Genomic DNA, 19,196 nt, shown 5'->3' with positions numbered 1-19,196 from the left:
TCGTGTTTGTGTACATGAACGCGGATGCGGTTCAACCTCTTGACGGGAGGCAACCCGAACAGCTCAGCTTAGAGTTCACTAGTTGGACATAGACGGGGCCTCATAGAAGCGGTCCCGCGCGCAGGAGGTCGTCGTGGAGACTCCAGGGTCGCAGTCGTCACTGCACCGAGCCAACCTGGAGCGGGTCGTACGGGCCGTACGGTTGGCCGGGTCGCTCACGCAAGCCGAGATCGCGCGGACCACGGGCCTGTCCGCGGCGACGGTCTCCAACATCGTGCGCGAGCTCAAGGACGGCGGAACGGTCGAGGTCACGCCCACGTCGGCCGGTGGCCGCCGGGCCCGCAGCGTCTCCCTGAGCGGGGACGCCGGAATCGTCATCGGTGTCGACTTCGGGCACACACATCTGCGCGTCGCGGTCGGAAACCTCGCCCACCAGGTGCTGGCCGAGGAGTCCGAGCCGCTCGACGTGGACGCCTCCTCGACGCAGGGCTTCGACCGGGCGGAACACCTGGTCAATCGCCTGATTGCGGCAACGGGTGTCGACCGGACGAAAATCGCCGGTGTGGGCCTCGGCGTACCAGGCCCCATCGACCTGGAGTCCGGCACGCTCGGCTCCTCCGCCATCCTGCCGGGCTGGATCGGTACCAAGCCCGCCGAGGAGCTGCGCGGGCGCCTTGGCGTGCCCGTACACGTGGACAACGACGCCAACCTCGGTGCCCTGGGCGAGCTGGTGTGGGGCAGCGGGCGGGGGGTGCGCGACCTGGCGTACATCAAGGTCGCCAGCGGTGTCGGAGCCGGCCTGGTGATCAACGGGACGATCTACCGCGGTCCTGGTGGCACTGCGGGAGAAATCGGACATATTACACTTGACGAGTCCGGCCCCGTCTGCCGCTGTGGAAACCGGGGCTGCCTGGAGACCTTCGCGGCCGCGCGCTATGTGCTGCCGCTGCTCCAGTCCAGCCACGGGACCGACCTGACGATGGAAGGCGTCGTACGGCTGGCGCGGGACGGAGATCCAGGCTGCCGTCGGGTGATCGCCGACGTCGGCCGACACATCGGCAGTGGAGTCGCCAATCTCTGCAATCTGTTGAACCCGAGCCGGGTGGTCCTGGGCGGTGATCTCGCCGAGGCCGGTGAGCTGGTGCTCGGGCCCATCAGGGAGTCCGTCGGCCGCTATGCGATCCCCAGCGCGGCGCGCCAACTGTCCGTGCTTCCAGGGGCACTTGGAGGCCGTGCCGAGGTGCTCGGAGCACTCGCCCTCGCACTGAGCGAGATGGGTGATTCGACCCTTTTGGACAGCACGCTGCACGCAGCGACGCCTGCCTTCACTTAGAGAACACAGGACGCCGTTGCCATCTCGTTAAGTATTTACTTCTTGACGTCGCACGCGTGGCCGAGTTGACTTCCAGCCACCTCGGCCGCAACGACGCGGCCTCGTCAGGGAGGTTACAAAGTGAACACGCGAATGCGTCGTACCGCCGTTGCCGTAGCGATCGGGGCGCTCGCCGTCTCGGTGGCGGCTTGTGGCAAGGCCGGCGACGACGACTCGGACAGCGGCAGCAGCGGCTCGGGCGGCAAGTCGATCGGCCTGCTTCTTCCCGACAACGTCACCGCTCGTTACGAGAAGTTCGACAAGCCGTACTTCGAGGACAAGGTCGCCGAGCTCTGCTCCGACTGCAAGGTCGAGTACGCGAACGCCGCGGCCGACTCGGCCAAGCAGGCGCAGCAGGTCAGCAGCATGATCACCAAGGGTGTCAAGGTCATCGTGATCAGCGCCCAGGACTCCGCCGCGATCAAGTCCTCGATCCAGAGCGCGGTCAACAAGGGCGTCAAGGTCATCGCGTACGACCGTCTGGCCCAGGGCCCGGTCTCCGCGTACGTCTCCTTCGACAACGTCAAGGTCGGCGAGCTCCAGGGGCAGGCCCTGGTCGACGCCCTCGGCTCCAAGGCCACCCCCAAGTCCAAGGTCGTCATGATCAACGGTGACGACGCCGACCCGAACGCCGGGCAGTTCAAGGAAGGCGCCCACAAGGCCCTCGACGGCAAGGTGGACATCGCCTACGAGCAGTCGGGTCTGTGGAAGGACACGGTCGCCGCCCAGAAGATGTCGGCCGCCATCACGCAGCTCGGCGCCAAGAACATCGCGGGCGTCTACTCCGCCAACGACGGCATGGCCGGTGGTATCGCGACCGCCCTCAAGGGCGCCGGCATCAGCGGCATCCCCCTGACCGGTCAGGACGCGGAGCTCGCCGGTATCCAGCGCATCGTCGCCGGCACCCAGTCCAGCACCGTCTACAAGGCCTTCAAGCCGGAGGCCGACGCGGCCGCCCAGCTCGCGGTCAACCTGCTCAACGGCAAGAGCATCAGCGACCTGGCGACCGAGACGCTGACCAGCGGCTCCGGCGACAAGGTGCCCTCGCAGCTGCTGACCCCGGTCTCGGTCACCGTCGACAACATCAAGGACACGGTGGTCAAGGACAAGCTCTACACCGTCGCCGACATCTGCACCGCGGACTACGCCGCCAAGTGCAAGGAAGCCGGTCTCGAGTAACAGCCGCCCAGCGGCATGCAGAGCCTGTCCGGCGCTCGCCCCACCTTCACACCCCGCTGCGGGGCGGGCGCCGGACGGAAGCATGACGTGAGCGACTCCAGGCAAGTCCAGGCACACCCCCGAGGCCGCGCGGCAGGCAGCTCTCCCCGAGAGCAGGCGCCGAGCGCGGCCCAGGCCGCCACCGCGGCGGGCGAGGAAACGTACCTGCACTTTCCGGCGCCGCTCAACCGTTGCCAAGAGGCATCGGCCGCGCGCATGTTCATCTTGTAAACCAGTGCCTCGTGCACAACACTCCGCGCCTTTCGACAAGCGCGGCATCCCCGCCGGTCAGGCGGCGAAGGAGATGGTTCACGTGTCCGCTACGCCCGTGCTGGCGTTGCGCGGAGTCTCCAAGCGATTCGGTGCGGTGCAGGCCCTCACCGACGTCGAGCTGGAGGTTCACGCCGGAGAAGTGGTCGCCCTGGTGGGCGACAACGGCGCAGGAAAGTCCACGCTGGTCAAGACGATCGCCGGCGTGCACCCCATCGATGAGGGCGTCATCGAGTGGGACGGCAAGCCGGTCAGCATCAACAAGCCGCACGACGCCCAGGGACTCGGCGTCGCGACCGTCTACCAGGACCTCGCGCTGTGCGACAACCTCGACGTCGTCGGCAACCTCTACCTCGGCCGTGAGCTGCTGCACCGCGGTGTCATCGACGAGGTCACGATGGAGAAGAACGCCCGCGAGCTGCTGAGCACCCTCTCCATCCGCATCCCGAGCGTGCGCATCCCGATCGCCAGCCTCTCCGGCGGCCAGCGTCAGGTCGTCGCCATCGCCCGTGCGCTGATCGGCGACCCCAAGATCGTCATTCTCGACGAGCCCACCGCCGCCCTCGGCGTCGAGCAGACCGCGCAGGTCCTCGACCTGGTCGAGCGGCTGCGCGAGCGCAACCTCGGCGTCATTCTCATCAGCCACAACATGGCCGACGTCAAGGCGGTCGCGGACACCGTCGCCGTGCTGCGCCTGGGCAAGAACAACGGTGCCTTCCCGGTGAAGGACACCACCCACGAAGAGATCATCGCCGCGATCACCGGTGCCACGGACAACGCCGTGACCCGTCGTGCCGGGCGACGCACCACGGAGGCGGCAAAGTGAGCGACACGTCCAAGACCGTGAAGAAGGATCCGGAGCCGATCCAGGACACCGTCGCTCCGGCCGACGACCCGACGGCCGCGGCGGTCACCGTCGTCGACCCGCGTCTGCTGATCCGTGAAGAGGGCCTCAAGGGCTACCTGACCGAGTTCAAGCGGAAGATGAAGGGCGGCGAGCTCGGCTCCCTGCCGGTCGTCATCGGTCTGATCGTCATCTGGACGATCTTCCAGCTGCAGAACGACCGGTTCCTCAGCGCCGACAACCTGTCCAACATCAGCTACTACCTCTCGGCCACCGGCATGCTCGCCATCGGTCTGGTGTTCGTGCTGCTGCTGGGTGAGATCGACCTGTCCGTCGGCTCCGTCAGCGGCCTCGCGTCCACGCTGTTCGCCGTCTTCGTGGTCGACCACGGGGTGAGCTCGTGGCTGGCCCTGGTGCTGACCGTGATCACCGGCGTCGGTATCGGCGCCCTGCACGGCTGGTTCTTCGCCAGAATCGGCGTGCCGGCCTTCGTGGTGACCCTGGCCGGCTTCCTCGGCTGGAACGGTCTGATGCTGTGGCTGCTCGGCGAGAGCGGCACCATCAACATCCCGGACGAGGGTCCGGTCCACCTCTTCGGCCAGAGCTCGTTCTTCATGGACCAGGCCGTCATCGGCGCCTACCTGCTGGCCGGCCTCGGTGTCGCCTCCATGCTCTACGGCTCGCTCATCGACCAGCGCCGCCGTCGTGCCGCCGGTGTGCCCTTCCGGCCCACCAGCGAGATCGCGCTGCGGGTCGGTGCCCTCGCGGTGGCCGCGTTCGTCTCCGCCTACGTCCTGAACCAGGCCGCCGGTGTGTCCAACGCGCTGGTGATCTTCCTCGTGTCGCTCGTGATCGTGGACTTCGTGCTGCGCCGTACGCCGTACGGCCGCAAGATCTTCGCGGTCGGCGGTGGCATCGAGGCCGCCCGCCGTGCCGGTATCAACGTGTCCATGATCCGGATCACCGTGTTCTCCATCGCCGGTGGCTTCGCGGCGATCGGCGGCATGTTCTTCGCCGGTCAGACGCAGAGCGCGACGCTGAACGCCGGTGGCGGCAACACGCTGATGCTGGCGATCGCGGCGGCGGTCATCGGTGGTACCAGCCTCTTCGGCGGTCGGGGCACCGTGTGGTCCGCGCTGCTGGGCATGCTGGTCATCCAGTCGATCCAGACCGGTCTGGACCTGCTGAACATGAACACCTCGATCCAGTACATGATCACCGGCGCGGTGCTGCTGGGTGCGGTGGTCATCGACTCCGTCTCGCGCAGGAGTCAGAAGGCCGCGGGTCGCGCGTAGCGCGGTCTCGCCGTGGGGGTGCGGCTCGGATTGCGGGTGCCGGTCCGTCGTGGCTGGTCGCGCAGTTCCCCGCGCCCCTTGGGGGCGTTGCAGTTCCGTGCCTTGGAAAGAAGCCTGTGCCCGGCACCGATGGCGGTGTCGGGCACAGTCCTGTCGTAGGAACGGCACAACCTGGGTACAGCCGATCGCGTGACGTATCACGCACCGCCCGGGCGCGGGCCCCAAAGGCGGAACATTAGACTCGACAAGCCCGGCAACAGCTCTACTGCAAGGAGGCACGGGTGCCGCTGCTGACCCGCATCAGGGGACCGCGCGATCTGGACCGGCTCAGCCTGGAGCAGCTGGACCAGCTGGCCGAGGAGATCCGGACCTTCCTCGTCGACGCCGTCTCCAAGACCGGCGGCCACCTCGGGCCCAACCTCGGTGTGGTCGAGCTCACCATCGCCATGCACCGGGTGTTCGACTCGCCCAGGGACAAGGTGCTCTGGGACACCGGCCACCAGTCCTACGTGCACAAGCTGCTCACCGGCCGTCAGGACTTCTCGAAGCTGAAGATGAAGGGCGGCCTGTCCGGCTACCCCTCGCAGGCCGAGTCCGAGCACGACGTCATCGAGAACAGCCACGCCTCCACGGTCCTCGGCTGGGCCGACGGCATCGCCAAGGCCAACCAGATCCTCAAACGCGACGACCACGTGGTCGCCGTGATCGGTGACGGCGCCCTGACCGGCGGTATGGCCTGGGAGGCGCTCAACAACATCGCCGACGCCAAGGACCGTCCGCTGGTCATCGTCGTCAACGACAACGAGCGGTCGTACGCCCCGACCATCGGGGGCCTCGCCAACCACCTCGCGACCCTGCGGACCACCGACGGCTACGAGCGGTTCCTCGCCCGCACCAAGGAGGTGCTGGAGCGGACGCCCGTCGTCGGCAGGCCGCTGTACGAGACCCTCCACGGGGCCAAGAAGGGCCTCAAGGACTTCATCGCGCCGCAGGGCATGTTCGAGGACCTCGGCCTGAAGTACGTCGGTCCGATCGACGGCCACGACATCGAGGCCCTGGAGTCCGCGCTGGCGCGCGCCAAGCGCTTCGGCGGGCCCGTCATCGTGCACTGCCTCACCGAGAAGGGCCGTGGCTACCAGCCCGCCCTCCAGGACGAGGCGGACCGCTTCCACGGCATCGGCCCCATCCACCCCGACACCGGCCTGCCGATCAAGGCGTCGGGTGCCGACTGGACCTCCGTCTTCGGCGACGAGATGGTGCAGCTCGGCAAGGAGCGCGAGGACATCGTGGCGATCACGGCCGCGATGCTCCAGCCGGTCGGCCTGAAGAAGTTCGCGGACGCCTTCCCCGACCGGATCTACGACGTCGGCATCGCCGAGCAGCACGGCGCCGTGTCCGCGGCCGGCCTCGCCACGGGCGGGGTGCACCCGGTCTTCGCGGTGTACGCCACCTTCCTCAACCGCGCCTTCGACCAGGTCCTCATGGACGTGGCCCTGCACAAGTGCGGGGTGACGTTCGTCCTGGACCGGGCCGGCGTCACCGGCACCGACGGCGCCTCCCACAACGGAATGTGGGACATGTCGATCCTCCAGGTCGTCCCCGGCCTCAGGCTCGCCGCCCCGCGCGACGCCGACCAGGTCCGCGCCCAGCTGCGCGAGGCCGTCACCGTCGACGACGCGCCGACCGTGGTCCGCTTCTCCAAGGGGGCCGTCGGCCCCGCCGTAGCCGCCGTGGGACGGGTCGGCGGCATGGACGTGCTGCGCGAACCCGGCACCGACACGCCGGACGTGCTCCTCGTCTCCGTGGGCGCCCTCGCGCCCATGTGCCTGGAGATCGCGAACCTTCTCGACAAGCAGGGCATCTCCACCACCGTCGTCGACCCGCGCTGGGTCAAGCCCGTCGACGAGGCCATGGCCCCGCTCGCCGAGCGGCACCGCGTGGTCGTCACCGTCGAGGACAACTCCCGCGTCGGCGGCGTCGGTTCCACGATCGCGCAGGCCCTGCGGGACGCGGGCGTCGACGTCCCGCTGCGCGACTTCGGCATCCCGCCGCGCTTCCTCGACCACGCCTCCCGCGCCGAGGTGATGGCGGAGATCGGACTCACCGCCCCCGACATCGCCCGCCAGGTCACCGGCCTGGTGTCCAAGCTGGACGGCCGGTACGGCAGCACGGCGGCCGACGTCGACGCGGTGGAACCCGCACGCGACTAGCCGCCGCAGGTAGGCCGGATGGGCCGGTTCCGCCACCGTGAAGGGTGCTGGAACCGGCCCATTGGCGTGAATCCGCCCGCGCCGGGGCATACGCAGTACGCCCCCTCTCGATCATGTCGAGGACGACAAGCGTGGGAGGTACCCCGTGAGCAGTACCCTCTTCCGGACGAAGAAGGTCGAGCAGTCCATCCTCGATACCGAGGAGCCAGAGCACGCGCTCAAGAAGTCCTTGTCCGCGCTGGACCTGACCGTGTTCGGTGTCGGTGTCATCATCGGCACCGGCATCTTCGTCCTGACCGGCACCGTCGCCAAGAACAACGCCGGTCCCGCCGTCGCCCTGGCCTTCGCGGTGGCCGGGGTCGTCTGCGCGCTCGCCGCGCTCTGCTACGCCGAGTTCGCCTCGACGGTCCCGGTGGCCGGCTCGGCGTACACCTTCTCCTACGCCTCACTCGGCGAACTGCCCGCCTGGATCATCGGCTGGGACCTGGTCCTGGAGTTCGCGCTCGGCACCGCGGTGGTCGCCGTCGGCTGGTCCGGCTACATCGCCTCGCTGCTGGACAACGCCGGCTGGCACCTGCCGGAGGCGCTCGGCGTCCGAGACGGCGCCGACGGCTTCGGCTTCGACATCCTCGCCGCCGCGCTCGTCCTGGTGCTCACCGCGATCCTCGTGCTCGGCACCAAGCTGTCCGCGCGCGTCACCTCGGTGGTCGTCGCCATCAAGGTGACGGTCGTCCTGACGGTGATCATCGCCGGTGCCTTCTTCATCAAGGGTGGCAACTACGACCCGTTCATCCCGAAGGCGCAGGAGGTGCCGGCGGGCGACAGTCTCCAGTCCCCGCTCATCCAGCTGATCTTCGGCTGGGCGCCGTCCAACTTCGGCGTGATGGGAATCTTCACCGCCGCCTCGGTCGTCTTCTTCGCCTTCATCGGCTTCGACGTCGTGGCCACGGCCGCCGAGGAGACCAGGAACCCGCAGCGGGACATGCCCCGCGGCATCATCGGCTCACTCGTCATCTGCACCACGCTGTACGTCCTGGTGTCGATCGTGGTGACCGGCATGCAGCACTACACCAGGCTGTCCGTGACCGCCCCGCTCGCCGACGCCTTCAAGGCCACCGGACACCCCTGGTTCGCGGGCTTCATCAGCTTCGGCGCCGCCGTCGGCCTCACGACCGTCTGCATGATCCTGCTGCTGGGCCAGACTCGCGTCTTCTTCGCCATGAGCCGCGACGGACTGCTGCCCCGCTTCTTCTCCCAGGTCCACCCGCGGTTCAAGACCCCGCACCGCCCGACCATCCTGCTGGGCGTGCTCATCGCGGTCCTCGCCGGCTTCACCCCCCTCAGCGAACTCGCCGAGCTGGTGAACATCGGCACCCTGTTCGCCTTCGTGGTCGTCGCCATCGGCGTGATCATCCTGCGCAAGTCCCGCCCCGACCTGCACCGGGCCTTCCGCACCCCGTGGGTGCCGTTCATCCCGATCCTGTCGGTGTGCGCCTCGCTGTGGCTGATGCTCAACCTGCCCGCCGAGACCTGGCTGCGGTTCGCCATCTGGATGGTGATCGGCTTCGCCGTGTACTTCCTCTACGGCCGCTCCCACAGCCGTCTCGGACAGCGCGAGGCGACCACCGCGGGCGGGGCCGTCAAGCCCCCGAACGGCACCGAGGGGTAGACCTTCCGGCCGGACCGTTTCCTACCGTGTCGGACCGTCGGGCACCTCGGCCGTCAGGCCGGCCTGACGGTCCGCGGTCCGGTCACCTCGGCCCCCAACTCGCCGACCCGGCGGCGCAGTTCACGATCCGCCGTGACGACCAGGACCGGACGCTGACCCGCCCGGTCCACCAGGTCCACGATGAGGTCGTCCCCGCTCCCCGGGGCGGCCTCGACCCGTACACCCGGCACCGGCTCCACGCCACGGGCGGCGCCCTCGACGACGAGGGCGATCTCCACCGGGCCGGAGCGCCCCGGCACCCCGTCGGCCGCCAGCCGGTCCCGCAGCCGCTCCGCCGCCCCCCGCCGGTCCCGCCACCAACCGTCGGGCACCGACCCGACGACGTTCGCGGCGTCCACGATCACGAGCAGCGGGGCGTTCTCGTCCATACCGGCCAGGGTCCCACGGCGAGGGGGGAGCAGGGCGCCGGTTCAGTCCTCCCGCTTCTCGTCGAAGCTCGCGAAGTACGCCGCCACCATGTCCTCGTCGGCGTGCCCCTGCGCGGCGGCCCGCTCCAGCCGCTCCGCGCTCGCGACCGCCACGTCCAGCCGTACGCCGCCCCGGTCGCCCGCCTCGACGATGAGACGGGCGTCCTTGGCGGCGGTGGCCACCGCGAACTGGGGCGGGGTCAGCCGGTCGTCGAGCACGAGCGCGGCCTTGGCGTGCAGGTAGCCCATGTCGAGCGGGCCGCCCGCGATGAGGTCGAAGAAGCTGTGCGGGTCGACGCCGAGGGCCTGGGAGAGGGCCAGAACCTCCCCGGTCGCCGCGGTGGCGGCGATGACCCAGCTGTTGGCGACCAGCTTCAGCCGCGTGGCGGACCCGGCCGCGCCGTCCTCGCCGGTCCACACCGTCCGCGCGCCGACCGCGTCGAAGACCGGCGCCACCGCTGCCCGGCCCTCGGCCGGTCCGGCGGCCAGCACGGTCAGTTGTCCGGCCTCCGCCGGCTGACGCGTGCCCAGCACCGGCGCGTCGAAGAAGAGGAGCCCGTGCTCGAGGGCGAAGCCGGCCAGCTCGCCGACCGCCTCGATGCCCGCGGTGGTCGACTGCACCCAGGCGACGCCGGAACGCAGCCCGGGCGTCGCCTCGCGCATCACGTCCAGGGCGGCGGGACCGTCGTACAGCATCGTCAGGACCACGTCGGCGCCCCGTACGGCCTCGGCGGGCGTGTGGGCCACGAACGCGCCGTCGGCGGCGAGGGGTTCGGCCTTGTCGCGGGTGCGGTTCCAGACCCGGACGGTGTGCCCGGCCCTGGCGAGGTTGCGGGCCATCGCGGCCCCCATGATCCCGGTGCCAAGGACGCATACGGTGCGGGTGTCGGTCATGACGTCAACTTCCTGTCCTCGTGCGTGCCTGCTGCTCTGGTCCAGCCTGCCTGATAGGTGAGGGACGACGAGACCTGCTCCAGGACGAGGACCGGCCCTCCCTGACGCGCTGCCGTCCCTCGCCGACGACCGGTCCTGCCTGACGTGCTGCCGTCCCTCGCCGACGGCCGCGGCCTCGCCGTCCACCGCACGGTCCCCTCGGGGGCGGCAGGGGTCCCCGCGCCCGCCGCACGGGTCCCCTCGGTGGCAGTAGGGGCCCGCCTCCGCCGCACGGGTCCAGCGTCCGCCGTACGCGTCCTGCGGCGAGGCAGCGGTCCTCGTTGTCCACCGCACCGCTTCCGGGCGGCTGACGGGGCCTGAGAGCCGCTGTGCGGCACGTCCCGCCCACTGCCCCTGCCGCCCGCGCGGCCGCGTGTCGGCGTCGGGCACGGCAGCGGACGCCGAGTATGTCCTGGTCGCTGCCTCGGCCTGGGTCCGTGCCACGGCAGGCGGCCTCTTCGTGGCCTTACGGCCCCCGGCGCAGCACCTGCCGCCGGACGGCTGCTCTTGCTGCGCTTTCCCGGCCGAGCCCTGCCCCGTCACCGACTTCCTCGTCCAGCCGCGCCCGCGACATGCTCCGGGCTCGGGCCCGGGCTTCGGCCTTGGCGGCCGCGTCGGCTGCGTCCCCAGCCGGGGGATCGCGCTGCGTCCTCGGGATCCGGCCTCGGCCTCGCGCTCCGGCCTCCGGACGGCTGCTCTTGCTGCGCTTTCCCGGCCGAGCCCTGCCCCGTCACCGACTTCCTCGTCCAGCCGCGCCCGCGACATGCTCCGGGCTCGGGCCCGGGCTTCGGCCTTGGCTTCCGCTTCGGCTTCGTCCCCAGCCTGGGGATCGCGCTTCGTCCTCGGGATCCGGCCTTGGCCTCGGGCTCCGGCCTCCGGACGGCTGCTCTTGTTGCGCTTTCCCGGCCGAGCCCTGCCCCGTCACCGACTTCCTCGTCCAGCCGCGCCCGCGACATGCTCCGGGCTCGGGCCCGGGCTTCGGCCTTGGCTTCCGCTTCGGCTTCGTCCCCAGCCTGGGGATCGCGCTTCGTCCTCGGGATCCGGCCTTGGCCTCGGGCTCCGGCCTCCGGACGGCTGCTCTTGTTGCGCTTTCCCGGCCGAGCCCTGCCCCGTCACCGACTTCCTCGTCCAGCCGCGCCCGCGACATGCTCCGGGCTTCGGCCCGGCCTCGGCCCCGGCTCCGGCTCAGGCCTCCGGACCGCTGCTACTGCTACTGCTGCGCTTTCCCGGCCGAGCCCCGCCCGTCACCGACTTTCTCCTCCAGCCGCGCCCGTGACATGTTGCGGTCTTCGGGCCCGGGCTTCGGCTTCGGCCTGAGGGATCGCGCTCCGGCCTCGGCCTCGAGGTCGGGCCCGGCTCCGGACCGCTGCTCCTGCTGCGTTCTCCCGGCCGAGCCCCGCCCGTTAGCGGCTTCCTCGTCCAGCCGCGCCCGCGACATGCTCCCGGCTTCGGGCCCGGCCTGCGGATCGGGCCCGTCCCCTGTCTTGGGCGCGGCCCCGGCGGGCTCGGGCTTGGCCTTGGCCCCGGTCGGGCTCCGGGCTCCCGCTGGGGGCCCCTACCTCGGCCCCCGGCCCCCAAGGCCGAGGCCGAGCCCCGGACGCGCCCCGTGATGCCCTCCGCTTAGAGTGAACCGGTGAACGGCGACTGGCTCATACGCGGCCGTGACGGCCGGCTCAGTGTGTATCTGTCCGTGGGTGACGTCGTCCGGTGTCGGGCGGAGCGCGGGTCCGGCGGGCCGTGGGAACCCGCCCGCAGGGTGGGCGGCGATCAGAAGCTGCACCCCGTGCTCGCGATCGGCCAGGGCGCCGACGGGTACGCCCATCTGGCCTCCTGGCGGCCCACCGCTTCCGGTGAGTCCGGCCTGGTGCACTCCACGCACTTCCGGCCCCGGCTCGCCGCCCTCGACTGGATGCCGATCGGGCACCCCGACAAGAAGGGTGAGCGCACCGGCACGCCCGCCGTCGCGGTCGACGCCGAGGGCCGCGCCCATGTCTTCGTACGGAACGAGGGCGGCGGCGTGAGTATGGCCGTCCAGAAGGAGAAGGGCGGCTGGGAACCCTGGCGCAACCTCAAGGGGAGTGACGTACAAGAGGAGTTGGCGGCCGTGACGGGGGAGTCCGGACGCGTCGAGCTGTACGCGGCGACCCCCGGCGGCATCCTGCACTGGCGTCAGGCGGAGCCCGGCGCCGAGCCGGTCCTGGGGGAGGCGATCGAGGTCCCGGTCCGGCCGGGCACCCTGAGGGCCCTCGCCACCTCCTCTGAGAGCACCACCCTCTTCTTCGCCGACACCTCCGGCGACCTGTGCGCCTGGCGTCCCGGCTCCAAACCGGCCACGCTCCTCGCCTCCGCCGGCCCCGGTCCGGTGTCCGCCGTCCGGTGTGAACTCGACGGCCACGACTGCACGTTGCTCGCCCAGCGCTCCGCGAGCGGCCGGGTGGCCTTCGCCGCGTACCCCACCGAACAGGAGTCGGCGGGCGCCTGGTGGACCGAGTCGGGACCCCAACTCCCCGCGGACGCCGAGGTGTCGCTGGCCGTCGACGAGGACGACCGGGTCGTCGCGGCGACGCTTTCCCCGGCGAACGGGCAACTGCTTCTGACCCGCCGCAAGGACGAGCCGGGGCTCGCGCTGGAGGCCTGGCGACAGGTCTGACCAGGTCTGACGGCCCTTGGTCCCGTGACGCTTGACGCGATCAGGGACCAGAGACACATGAAACGCACAGAGGGTTGTATGGATGCGCGCGTGATGAGGGGCACGTTAAGAAGCTGTGGTTAAGAAGTGAAAATGCTTGCTAGCCTCCCTGCGTTTGTTCGAATTTATCGGGAGACCGACGTAGCACCGGCACCCGGCCCGAGCGGCCGGTAAAACGGGGTTGGGAATGTTGTCGTGAGCAGATCCTCCACGGTGGATCTTGTCGTTGTCGGACTCGGTTACGTGGGGCTGCCGCTGGCCCGTTCCGCCGCCGGCGCGGGCTTGAAGGTGGTGGGTCTCGATCGCAGCCGACGGGTCGTCGACGGACTGAACGCCGGTCGTTCCCACGTGGACGACATCACCGACGAAGAGGTCGGCGCCATGCTCGGCCAGGGCTTCGAGGCGGTCGACCGGGCCGAGATCATCGCCGACGCCGCCGCGGTCGTCGTCTGTGTCCCGACCCCGCTCACCGACCACGGCGCCCCCGACCTCGGCGCGGTGCACGCCGCCGTGGACGACATCGCCGCGCACCTGCGCCCCGGCACGCTCGTGGTGCTGGAGTCGACGACGTACCCCGGCACCACCGACGAGGTCGTCCGCCCGCGCCTGGAGGCCGGCGGACTGCGCGTCGGCACGGACTTCCACCTCGCCTTCTCCCCGGAGCGCATCGACCCGGGCAACCCCGACTTCGGCCTGGAGAACACGCCCAAGGTCGTCGGCGGCATCACCGCGGACTGCACCAAGGCCGCCCGTGCCCTCTACGAGCGTTTCGTGAACCGCGTCGTCGAGGCCAAGGGCACCCGCGAGGCCGAGATGGCCAAGCTCCTGGAGAACACCTACCGGCACGTCAACATCGCCCTCGTCAACGAGATGTCGATGTTCTGCCGTGAGATCGGCGTCGACCTCTGGGACGCGATCCGCTGCGCCTCCACCAAGCCGTTCGGCTTCGCGCCGTTCTACCCGGGCCCGGGCGTCGGCGGTCACTGCATCCCGATCGACCCCAACTACCTGTCGTACAAGGTGCGTTCGCTCGGCATCCCGTTCCGTTTCGTGGAACTCGCGCAGGAGATCAACCAGCGCATGCCCGTGCACGTCGTCAACCGCGCGGCCGACATGCTCAACGACCAGGGCAAGGCGGTCCGCGGCTCGCGCGTCCTGCTGCTCGGCGTGACGTACAAGCCGGACATCTCCGACCAGCGCGAGAGCCCGGCGCTGGCCGTCGCGGAGAACCTCCTCACGCGCGGTGCCGAACTCGTCTACTTCGACCCGCGCGTCGACGACTGGAAGGTCGGCGGCGCGAGCGTGGAGCGGACGGACGACTACCTCGCCGCGGCCGAGACCGCCGACCTCACCATCCTGCTCCAGCCGCACCGCGAGATCGACCTCGGTGAACTCGCCGACCGCGCCCGCGCGCTCTTCGACACCCGGGGCAAGTCCGCCGACCACCCGCGGGTGGTCAAGCTGTGACTTCCGAAGATACGTACATACCCGGAGCCGTCGACTCCGATGGCCATCGCGGCCACCGCAAACGCCGGCACCTGAAGGTCTCGTACTTCGTCTTCCTGGCCCTCGCCGCGCTGATCGCGACGCGGCTCGACGCCGGCTCCCTGCACCTGTACTCCATGGGTGCCATGGGCCTGCTGGCCCTGAAGATGTTCGGCGCCCTCTTCTACCGTCCGGCCAAGGCCGGGCGGGAGGAGCTGGAGTACCTGGAGAACGCCTGGGTCACCGCGGTCATCCCGATCTACAACGAGGACCCGGTGATGTTCGAGCAGGGCATGCGCAGCCTCCTCGCGCAGAGCCGCCTGCCCAACGAGATCCACATCATCGACGACGCCAGTGCCAACGACTCCGGCATCAGGACGGCGAAGAAGATCCGCCGCGAGTTCGAGGCCCGGGGCGTCAAGTACACGGTCAGCGTGCAGCCCGAGAACAAGGGCAAGCGCGAGGCCCTCGCGCTCGGCTTCGAGGCCGCCCCGTACTCCGACATCTTCCTGTGCGTCGACTCGGACACCGTCCTGTCCCGGGACACCGTCCGCGAACTGCTGCTGCCGCTGGCCGACGAGAAGATCATGGCCTCCACCGGCATGGTCCTGGCGCTCAACCACGACAGCAACATCTTCACACGCCTGCAGGACCTGCGCTACGGCAACTCGTTCCTCTTCGAGCGGGCCGCCTACTCCCGTCTGAAGTCGGTCCTGTGCTGCTGCGGCGCGCTCTCCGCGTACCGCGGCACGCTGGTGCGCAAGTACCTGCCGGACTTCCTCAACCAGCAGTTCCTGGGCAAGCCGGCCGTCTTCGGCGACGACCGCCGCATGACCAACTACTGCCTGATGGAAGGCCAGGTGGTCTTCCAGGAGACCGCCGTCGGTTACACGGCCGTCCCCGAGAAGCTGCCGCACTTCCTGCGCCAGCAGGTCCGCTGGAACAAGTCGTTCTTCCGCGAGTCCCTGTGGGCCTTCCGGCACCAGAAGAAGTACCGGCCCGCCTTCTGGCTGACCTGTATGGAACTGGCGCTGTGGCTGGTCTTCGGCTCGGCGATGTTCTACTCGATGGTCATCCTGCCGATCATCCACCCGGACCGGTTCGTCAACCACATCGGCGACTACCTGACCTTCATGGTGCTGATGGGGTACCTCCGCAACGTGCGGTACCTCGACTTCCCGCGCCGCGGCATGGGCTTCATCAAGCGGTTCGGCATGTTCCTGCTCGCGCCGATCTACGGCGTGATCCAGCTGACCCTGCTGACCCCGCTCAGGTTCTACGCCCTGTTCACCCTGCACAAGGGCAGTTGGGGCACCCGCCAGGGCGGCGTCGAGGTGTCCGTGGCAGGCGACCACGAGGCCGACGTGACGGAGATCTTCGAGGAAGAGGATCCGTACTCCGACAAGAAGGTCACCGAGACGCTCCAGCTGATGCGTCTGGAGGGCGTGGCCCTGCGCACCCGGCCCCGCCCGTCCGGCCCCATCCCCACCCAGCCGCAGCCGCTGCCGGGCTACGACGAGCAGCACGCGCACGTGCCCCAGCAGGCCGTCACCTGGGGAACGCCGGCACCGGCCGGACAGCAGCAGTGGCAGGGCGGGCACCAGGACCCGTACCAGCAGCAGGGCTACGACCCCCACCAGCACCAGGGCGGCTATGTGGACCCCTCCTGGCAGCAGGGCAACGGCCAGGGGAACGGGCAGGGCTGGTAGGCCCCACGTACGCGAGCGGAAGGAGGGGCGGCCACGGGCCGCCCCTCCTTCTCGTTCACTCGTCGGCGTGCCTCACGTGTAGGAGGCCATCGCCTCCTCGACCGTGAGCACCGGTATGCCCCGGTCGTCGATCGCCTGCATCAGCGCGGTGAGGCCGGCCTTGCCGATCTCCGTGCTGGTCGCCGGAGCGCCCTCGACGACCTTGTGCAGGCACAGGATGAGCCAGTCACTGCTGTTGGCGCAGCGGTCGAGCCGGCCGCCCGCGCCGGTCACCTTGGTGAGCGCCGTACCGCCGATGCCCGTGCCGTCGTTGATGCCGGTCAGCGCCTTGAGGCGGTACGGCATCGCCGGGGCGAAGGACTCGATCGTCTCCGAGATGATCGACCGGGCCGTGGTGAAGTGCCGGCTGGCGATCTGGTCCACCGGGACGCCGTCCGTCGTCTTCTGGAACGCCCCGTGCGGGTAGGCGAAATGCTCGCTGGTGAAGCCGTTGCCCACCATCCACTCGCGCAGCTTGCGGAAGTCGTCGTCCGCCTGTTCCGCGGTCAGCTTGGGATAGCTGGCGGTGTGGGTGGCGTTGGCGTAGGAGTGCCCTGCCATCTCCCAGCCCGAGAAGTTCTGCATCGAGCGCATCTGGTCGATCGTCAGGAAGCTGCCCGTGCCGATGGCGTCGGCGATGTTGTAGACCGTGCCCGAGTAGCCGAACTGGTCCATCACCGGCCGGGCCAGGTCGTGGATCGACTTGTGGGAGTCGTCGAAGGTGATCGACACGACGCCCTTCGGGAAGACCGAGACGGTGTCCGGTATCAGCTCGACGGCCTGCAGCCGGTAGGTCACCGGCCCGCCCGCGTTGTCGTACACGGCGAACGACATGTCGGTGAAGCCGGTCTTGGTGGACGGCGTGCCGGAGGCGGAGATCGAGTACGTTCCGGCCGCGCTGGTGACGTCGGCCCACTGCAGGTGGACCGTCACCCACTCCCCGGACTGGACGTAGTTGGCCGCCGTCGTCGAATGGGCGTGCAGGGTCCAGGAGAAGTGGTTCGCCAGGGAGCCGCTGCCCAGGTAGAAGACCACCTTGGACAGGTTGGTCACGTCCTCGACCCGCAGGACGAGCCTGATCATCTTGCCGGTCAGGTTCTGCGCGGTCATCCCGGTCTTGCGGACGTAGGACTGCTTGCCGGTGCCGTTGGTGGTGACCCGCACCGACTGTGTCCCACGCACGAAGGCGGTGGTGTCGTTCGCCTCGGCCGACGCGGTGCCCGTGCCTCCCGGAGTCCAGCCGTGTGCGGCCTGGAACTGCTGGGACCAGGTGGCCCGGCGGTACTTGGGCCGGCGCCCCGACGGGGCGTAGGACGGGGGCGTGGTGAGGCCGCCGATGGCTGCCTCGACAGGGGCGGCCGCGGGCTGGGCCGCCACCCTGCCCACCCACGCACCGGTGCCTGCCATCGCGACGCCTCCCGTGCCGCCCATGAGCAGCGCGGAGCGCCGGCTCAGCGGACGGGACCAGACACGGGGTTGCTCTTTCCTCAACGAGTCTCCTGGACGGTGTCGAAGTAGTTCATGCCGTTGTCGCTGTATTCCTTGACGGCGGCATCGACGTCCTTGACGGACAGGACGTCCTTGGCGTTGTAGTACAGCCAGTCCACCTGCATGTCCCAGGCGCGGTCACCCTTGAACGGCAGGTCGACGAACCAGTGGTTGAAGTTGATGGACATGCCCGCGCGCGGCGCGTACTTGCCGCTGCTGCCGAAGAGCTTCTTGCCGTCCATGCGGTAGGTCACCACGTCGTCCTTGACCGTGATCATCATGGTGTGCCAGCCGGCCAGGCTCTTGTTCGTGGTGGTGTAGACGCGGTCGTTCTTCTCGTGGTCGTACCAGCTCACGGTGTCGAGCTTGGGGCCGAGCCGGCCCCAACCGCCGTTCGGCAGGTACTCGTTGTCGAGTTCGCTGTACGTCTTCCCGCTGCCGCCGATGGTGTAGAAGGTCTGGTTGACGTGGTCGCCGCCCTCGCCGTCGGTGGGATCGTCGGAGAAGTGGATCCGGGCGGCGTAGGTGCCCTCACGGAACTCGCGGCTCGCGGTGCCGAGGCTCGCCTGCTCGGTGCCGGACTTGGTGCCGTCGGTGGCGGCGCGCAGGTTGAGCACCTGGCCGTCGCCGAGGGCGTCCTTCTCGGCGGGGAAGGTGACCCCGTCGGCCGTCCAGGTGTCGTCGATGCCCGGGCCGCCCTTGCTGGAGCGCACCAGCCAGCCGTGCTTGAACAGCGCGGGGTCCTTGGCGCCGACGTAGTGGAAGTTGTCGAACAGCACGCCCGCGGGGGCCGCCGGCACCGGGTCGGGCGCGGCGGCCGCCTTCGCCGAGGCCTGCTTGTCGTCGCCGTCGTCCGGCTCGTCGCCCCAGGCGAGGACGCCCCGCTTGTAGGCGGTGACCGTCTTCGACTCCTTGTAGGTCCTCTTCTCGGCGTCGAAGGAGCGGTCGTTGGACTGCGTCAGTTTCTCGTGGTCGCTGCGGTACAGCTGGACGTCGATGCCCTTGCTGTTGGCGCCCGGCTCCAGCGTGCCCGCGTCCTCGGTGAACCGCAGTTCCAGGTAGTGGTCGGCCTTGTCGGCGGACTTGTCGAGCTTCGTCACCGTCCCGGCGATGTTCGAGCAGCCGACGGCGGCCTGGACGCAGTTGTAGGCGTACGAGGAGGTCGTGTCCGCGGTGAAGTAGTACCGGAGCGTCACGTCGCTCAACGGCAGTGGCTTCTTCGACTCGTTGAGGATCTCGAGGGACGGCTCGGCCGCCGCCGCGGTGGCCGGGGTCGCGGTCCGGTAGCGGACGACGAGTTCCGGCGGCTCGGGGTTGGCGGCCTTCCAGACGGGATACAGCGCCGTGGCACCGGCGCCGACCACACATACCAGGAGGAGCAATCTGATCTTGGGCCAAACCCGACGTCGGGGTGTACGGCGGCGGGTTGACGCCACGGGAGGCTCCTTCGCGCTACACCGATCGGCTCGTGGGTCAGAATCGTCGGTGCAATGTAAACAAGTGGTCGG

The 19,196-nt window shown here is 69.6% G+C and carries 13 protein-coding genes; 9 read left to right on the top strand and 4 right to left on the bottom strand.

Going from position 1 to position 19,196, the window contains the following annotated elements; genetic code table 11:
- Positions 1 to 133 precede the first annotated feature (133 nt).
- From ACWBNA_RS25055 to ACWBNA_RS25030, 6 genes are all read left to right on the top strand, one after another.
- On the top strand, positions 134 to 1,333 hold the full coding sequence (locus tag ACWBNA_RS25055) for an ROK family transcriptional regulator (RefSeq protein WP_482706755.1): 1,200 nt from the start codon (positions 134 to 136) through the stop codon (positions 1,331 to 1,333).
- A 132-nt stretch (positions 1,334 to 1,465) separates the two neighbouring features.
- On the top strand, positions 1,466 to 2,551 hold the full coding sequence (locus ACWBNA_RS25050) for a sugar ABC transporter substrate-binding protein (protein ID WP_482706798.1): 1,086 nt from the start codon (positions 1,466 to 1,468) through the stop codon (positions 2,549 to 2,551).
- A gap of 343 nt (positions 2,552 to 2,894) precedes the next feature.
- Entirely contained in the window at positions 2,895 to 3,686 is a 792-nt protein-coding gene (locus ACWBNA_RS25045) for an ATP-binding cassette domain-containing protein (protein WP_063785996.1), read from the top strand.
- Positions 3,683 to 4,999 carry a sugar ABC transporter permease gene (locus ACWBNA_RS25040; protein ID WP_482706754.1) on the top strand — a complete coding sequence of 439 codons (1,317 nt, stop codon included), beginning with the start codon at positions 3,683 to 3,685 and terminating at the stop codon, positions 4,997 to 4,999. Before ACWBNA_RS25045 ends, ACWBNA_RS25040 begins: the two co-directional genes overlap by 4 nt.
- 281 nt (positions 5,000 to 5,280) lie before the next feature.
- Positions 5,281 to 7,209 carry a 1-deoxy-D-xylulose-5-phosphate synthase gene (gene dxs / locus ACWBNA_RS25035; RefSeq protein ID WP_482706753.1) on the top strand — a complete coding sequence of 643 codons (1,929 nt, stop codon included), beginning with the start codon at positions 5,281 to 5,283 and terminating at the stop codon, positions 7,207 to 7,209.
- A 145-nt stretch (positions 7,210 to 7,354) separates the two neighbouring features.
- Positions 7,355 to 8,878: an amino acid permease gene (locus ACWBNA_RS25030; RefSeq protein ID WP_482706752.1), complete on the top strand. Its 1,524-nt coding sequence runs from the start codon at positions 7,355 to 7,357 to the stop codon at positions 8,876 to 8,878.
- A 53-nt stretch (positions 8,879 to 8,931) separates the two neighbouring features.
- Here the strand turns inward: ACWBNA_RS25030 and ACWBNA_RS25025 are convergent, their stop codons facing one another.
- Positions 8,932 to 9,306 (bottom strand): PIN domain-containing protein, encoded by a 375-nt coding sequence (locus ACWBNA_RS25025; protein WP_482706751.1) that lies wholly within the window; start codon positions 9,304 to 9,306, stop codon positions 8,932 to 8,934.
- Positions 9,307 to 9,348: 42 nt separating this feature from the next.
- Positions 9,349 to 10,239: an NAD(P)-dependent oxidoreductase gene (locus ACWBNA_RS25020; RefSeq protein ID WP_482706750.1), complete on the bottom strand. Its 891-nt coding sequence runs from the start codon at positions 10,237 to 10,239 to the stop codon at positions 9,349 to 9,351.
- A gap of 1,672 nt (positions 10,240 to 11,911) precedes the next feature.
- On the opposite strand from ACWBNA_RS25020, the gene ACWBNA_RS25015 reads away from it, so the two are divergent.
- The 3 genes from ACWBNA_RS25015 (at position 11,912) to ACWBNA_RS25005 (ending at position 16,161) form a co-directional block, all read left to right on the top strand.
- Entirely contained in the window at positions 11,912 to 12,928 is a 1,017-nt protein-coding gene (locus ACWBNA_RS25015; protein WP_482706749.1) for a PLL family lectin, read from the top strand.
- A 234-nt stretch (positions 12,929 to 13,162) separates the two neighbouring features.
- Positions 13,163 to 14,434: a nucleotide sugar dehydrogenase gene (locus ACWBNA_RS25010; protein ID WP_482706748.1), complete on the top strand. Its 1,272-nt coding sequence runs from the start codon at positions 13,163 to 13,165 to the stop codon at positions 14,432 to 14,434.
- Positions 14,431 to 16,161: a glycosyltransferase gene (locus ACWBNA_RS25005; protein WP_482706747.1), complete on the top strand. Its 1,731-nt coding sequence runs from the start codon at positions 14,431 to 14,433 to the stop codon at positions 16,159 to 16,161. Before ACWBNA_RS25010 ends, ACWBNA_RS25005 begins: the two co-directional genes overlap by 4 nt.
- Before the next feature lie 72 nt (positions 16,162 to 16,233).
- Here the strand turns inward: ACWBNA_RS25005 and ACWBNA_RS25000 are convergent, their stop codons facing one another.
- Positions 16,234 to 17,607 (bottom strand): polysaccharide deacetylase family protein, encoded by a 1,374-nt coding sequence (locus ACWBNA_RS25000; protein WP_482706746.1) that lies wholly within the window; start codon positions 17,605 to 17,607, stop codon positions 16,234 to 16,236.
- A gap of 80 nt (positions 17,608 to 17,687) precedes the next feature.
- Positions 17,688 to 19,052, bottom strand: coding sequence for a cellulose binding domain-containing protein (locus ACWBNA_RS24995; protein WP_482706745.1), 1,365 nt, complete (start codon positions 19,050 to 19,052; stop codon positions 17,688 to 17,690).
- Between the last annotated feature and the right edge of the window lie 144 nt (positions 19,053 to 19,196).

The sequence above is a fragment of the Streptomyces sp. Q2 genome (assembly GCF_056820935.1).
This window is presented reverse-complemented; position numbering and strand designations above follow the sequence as displayed.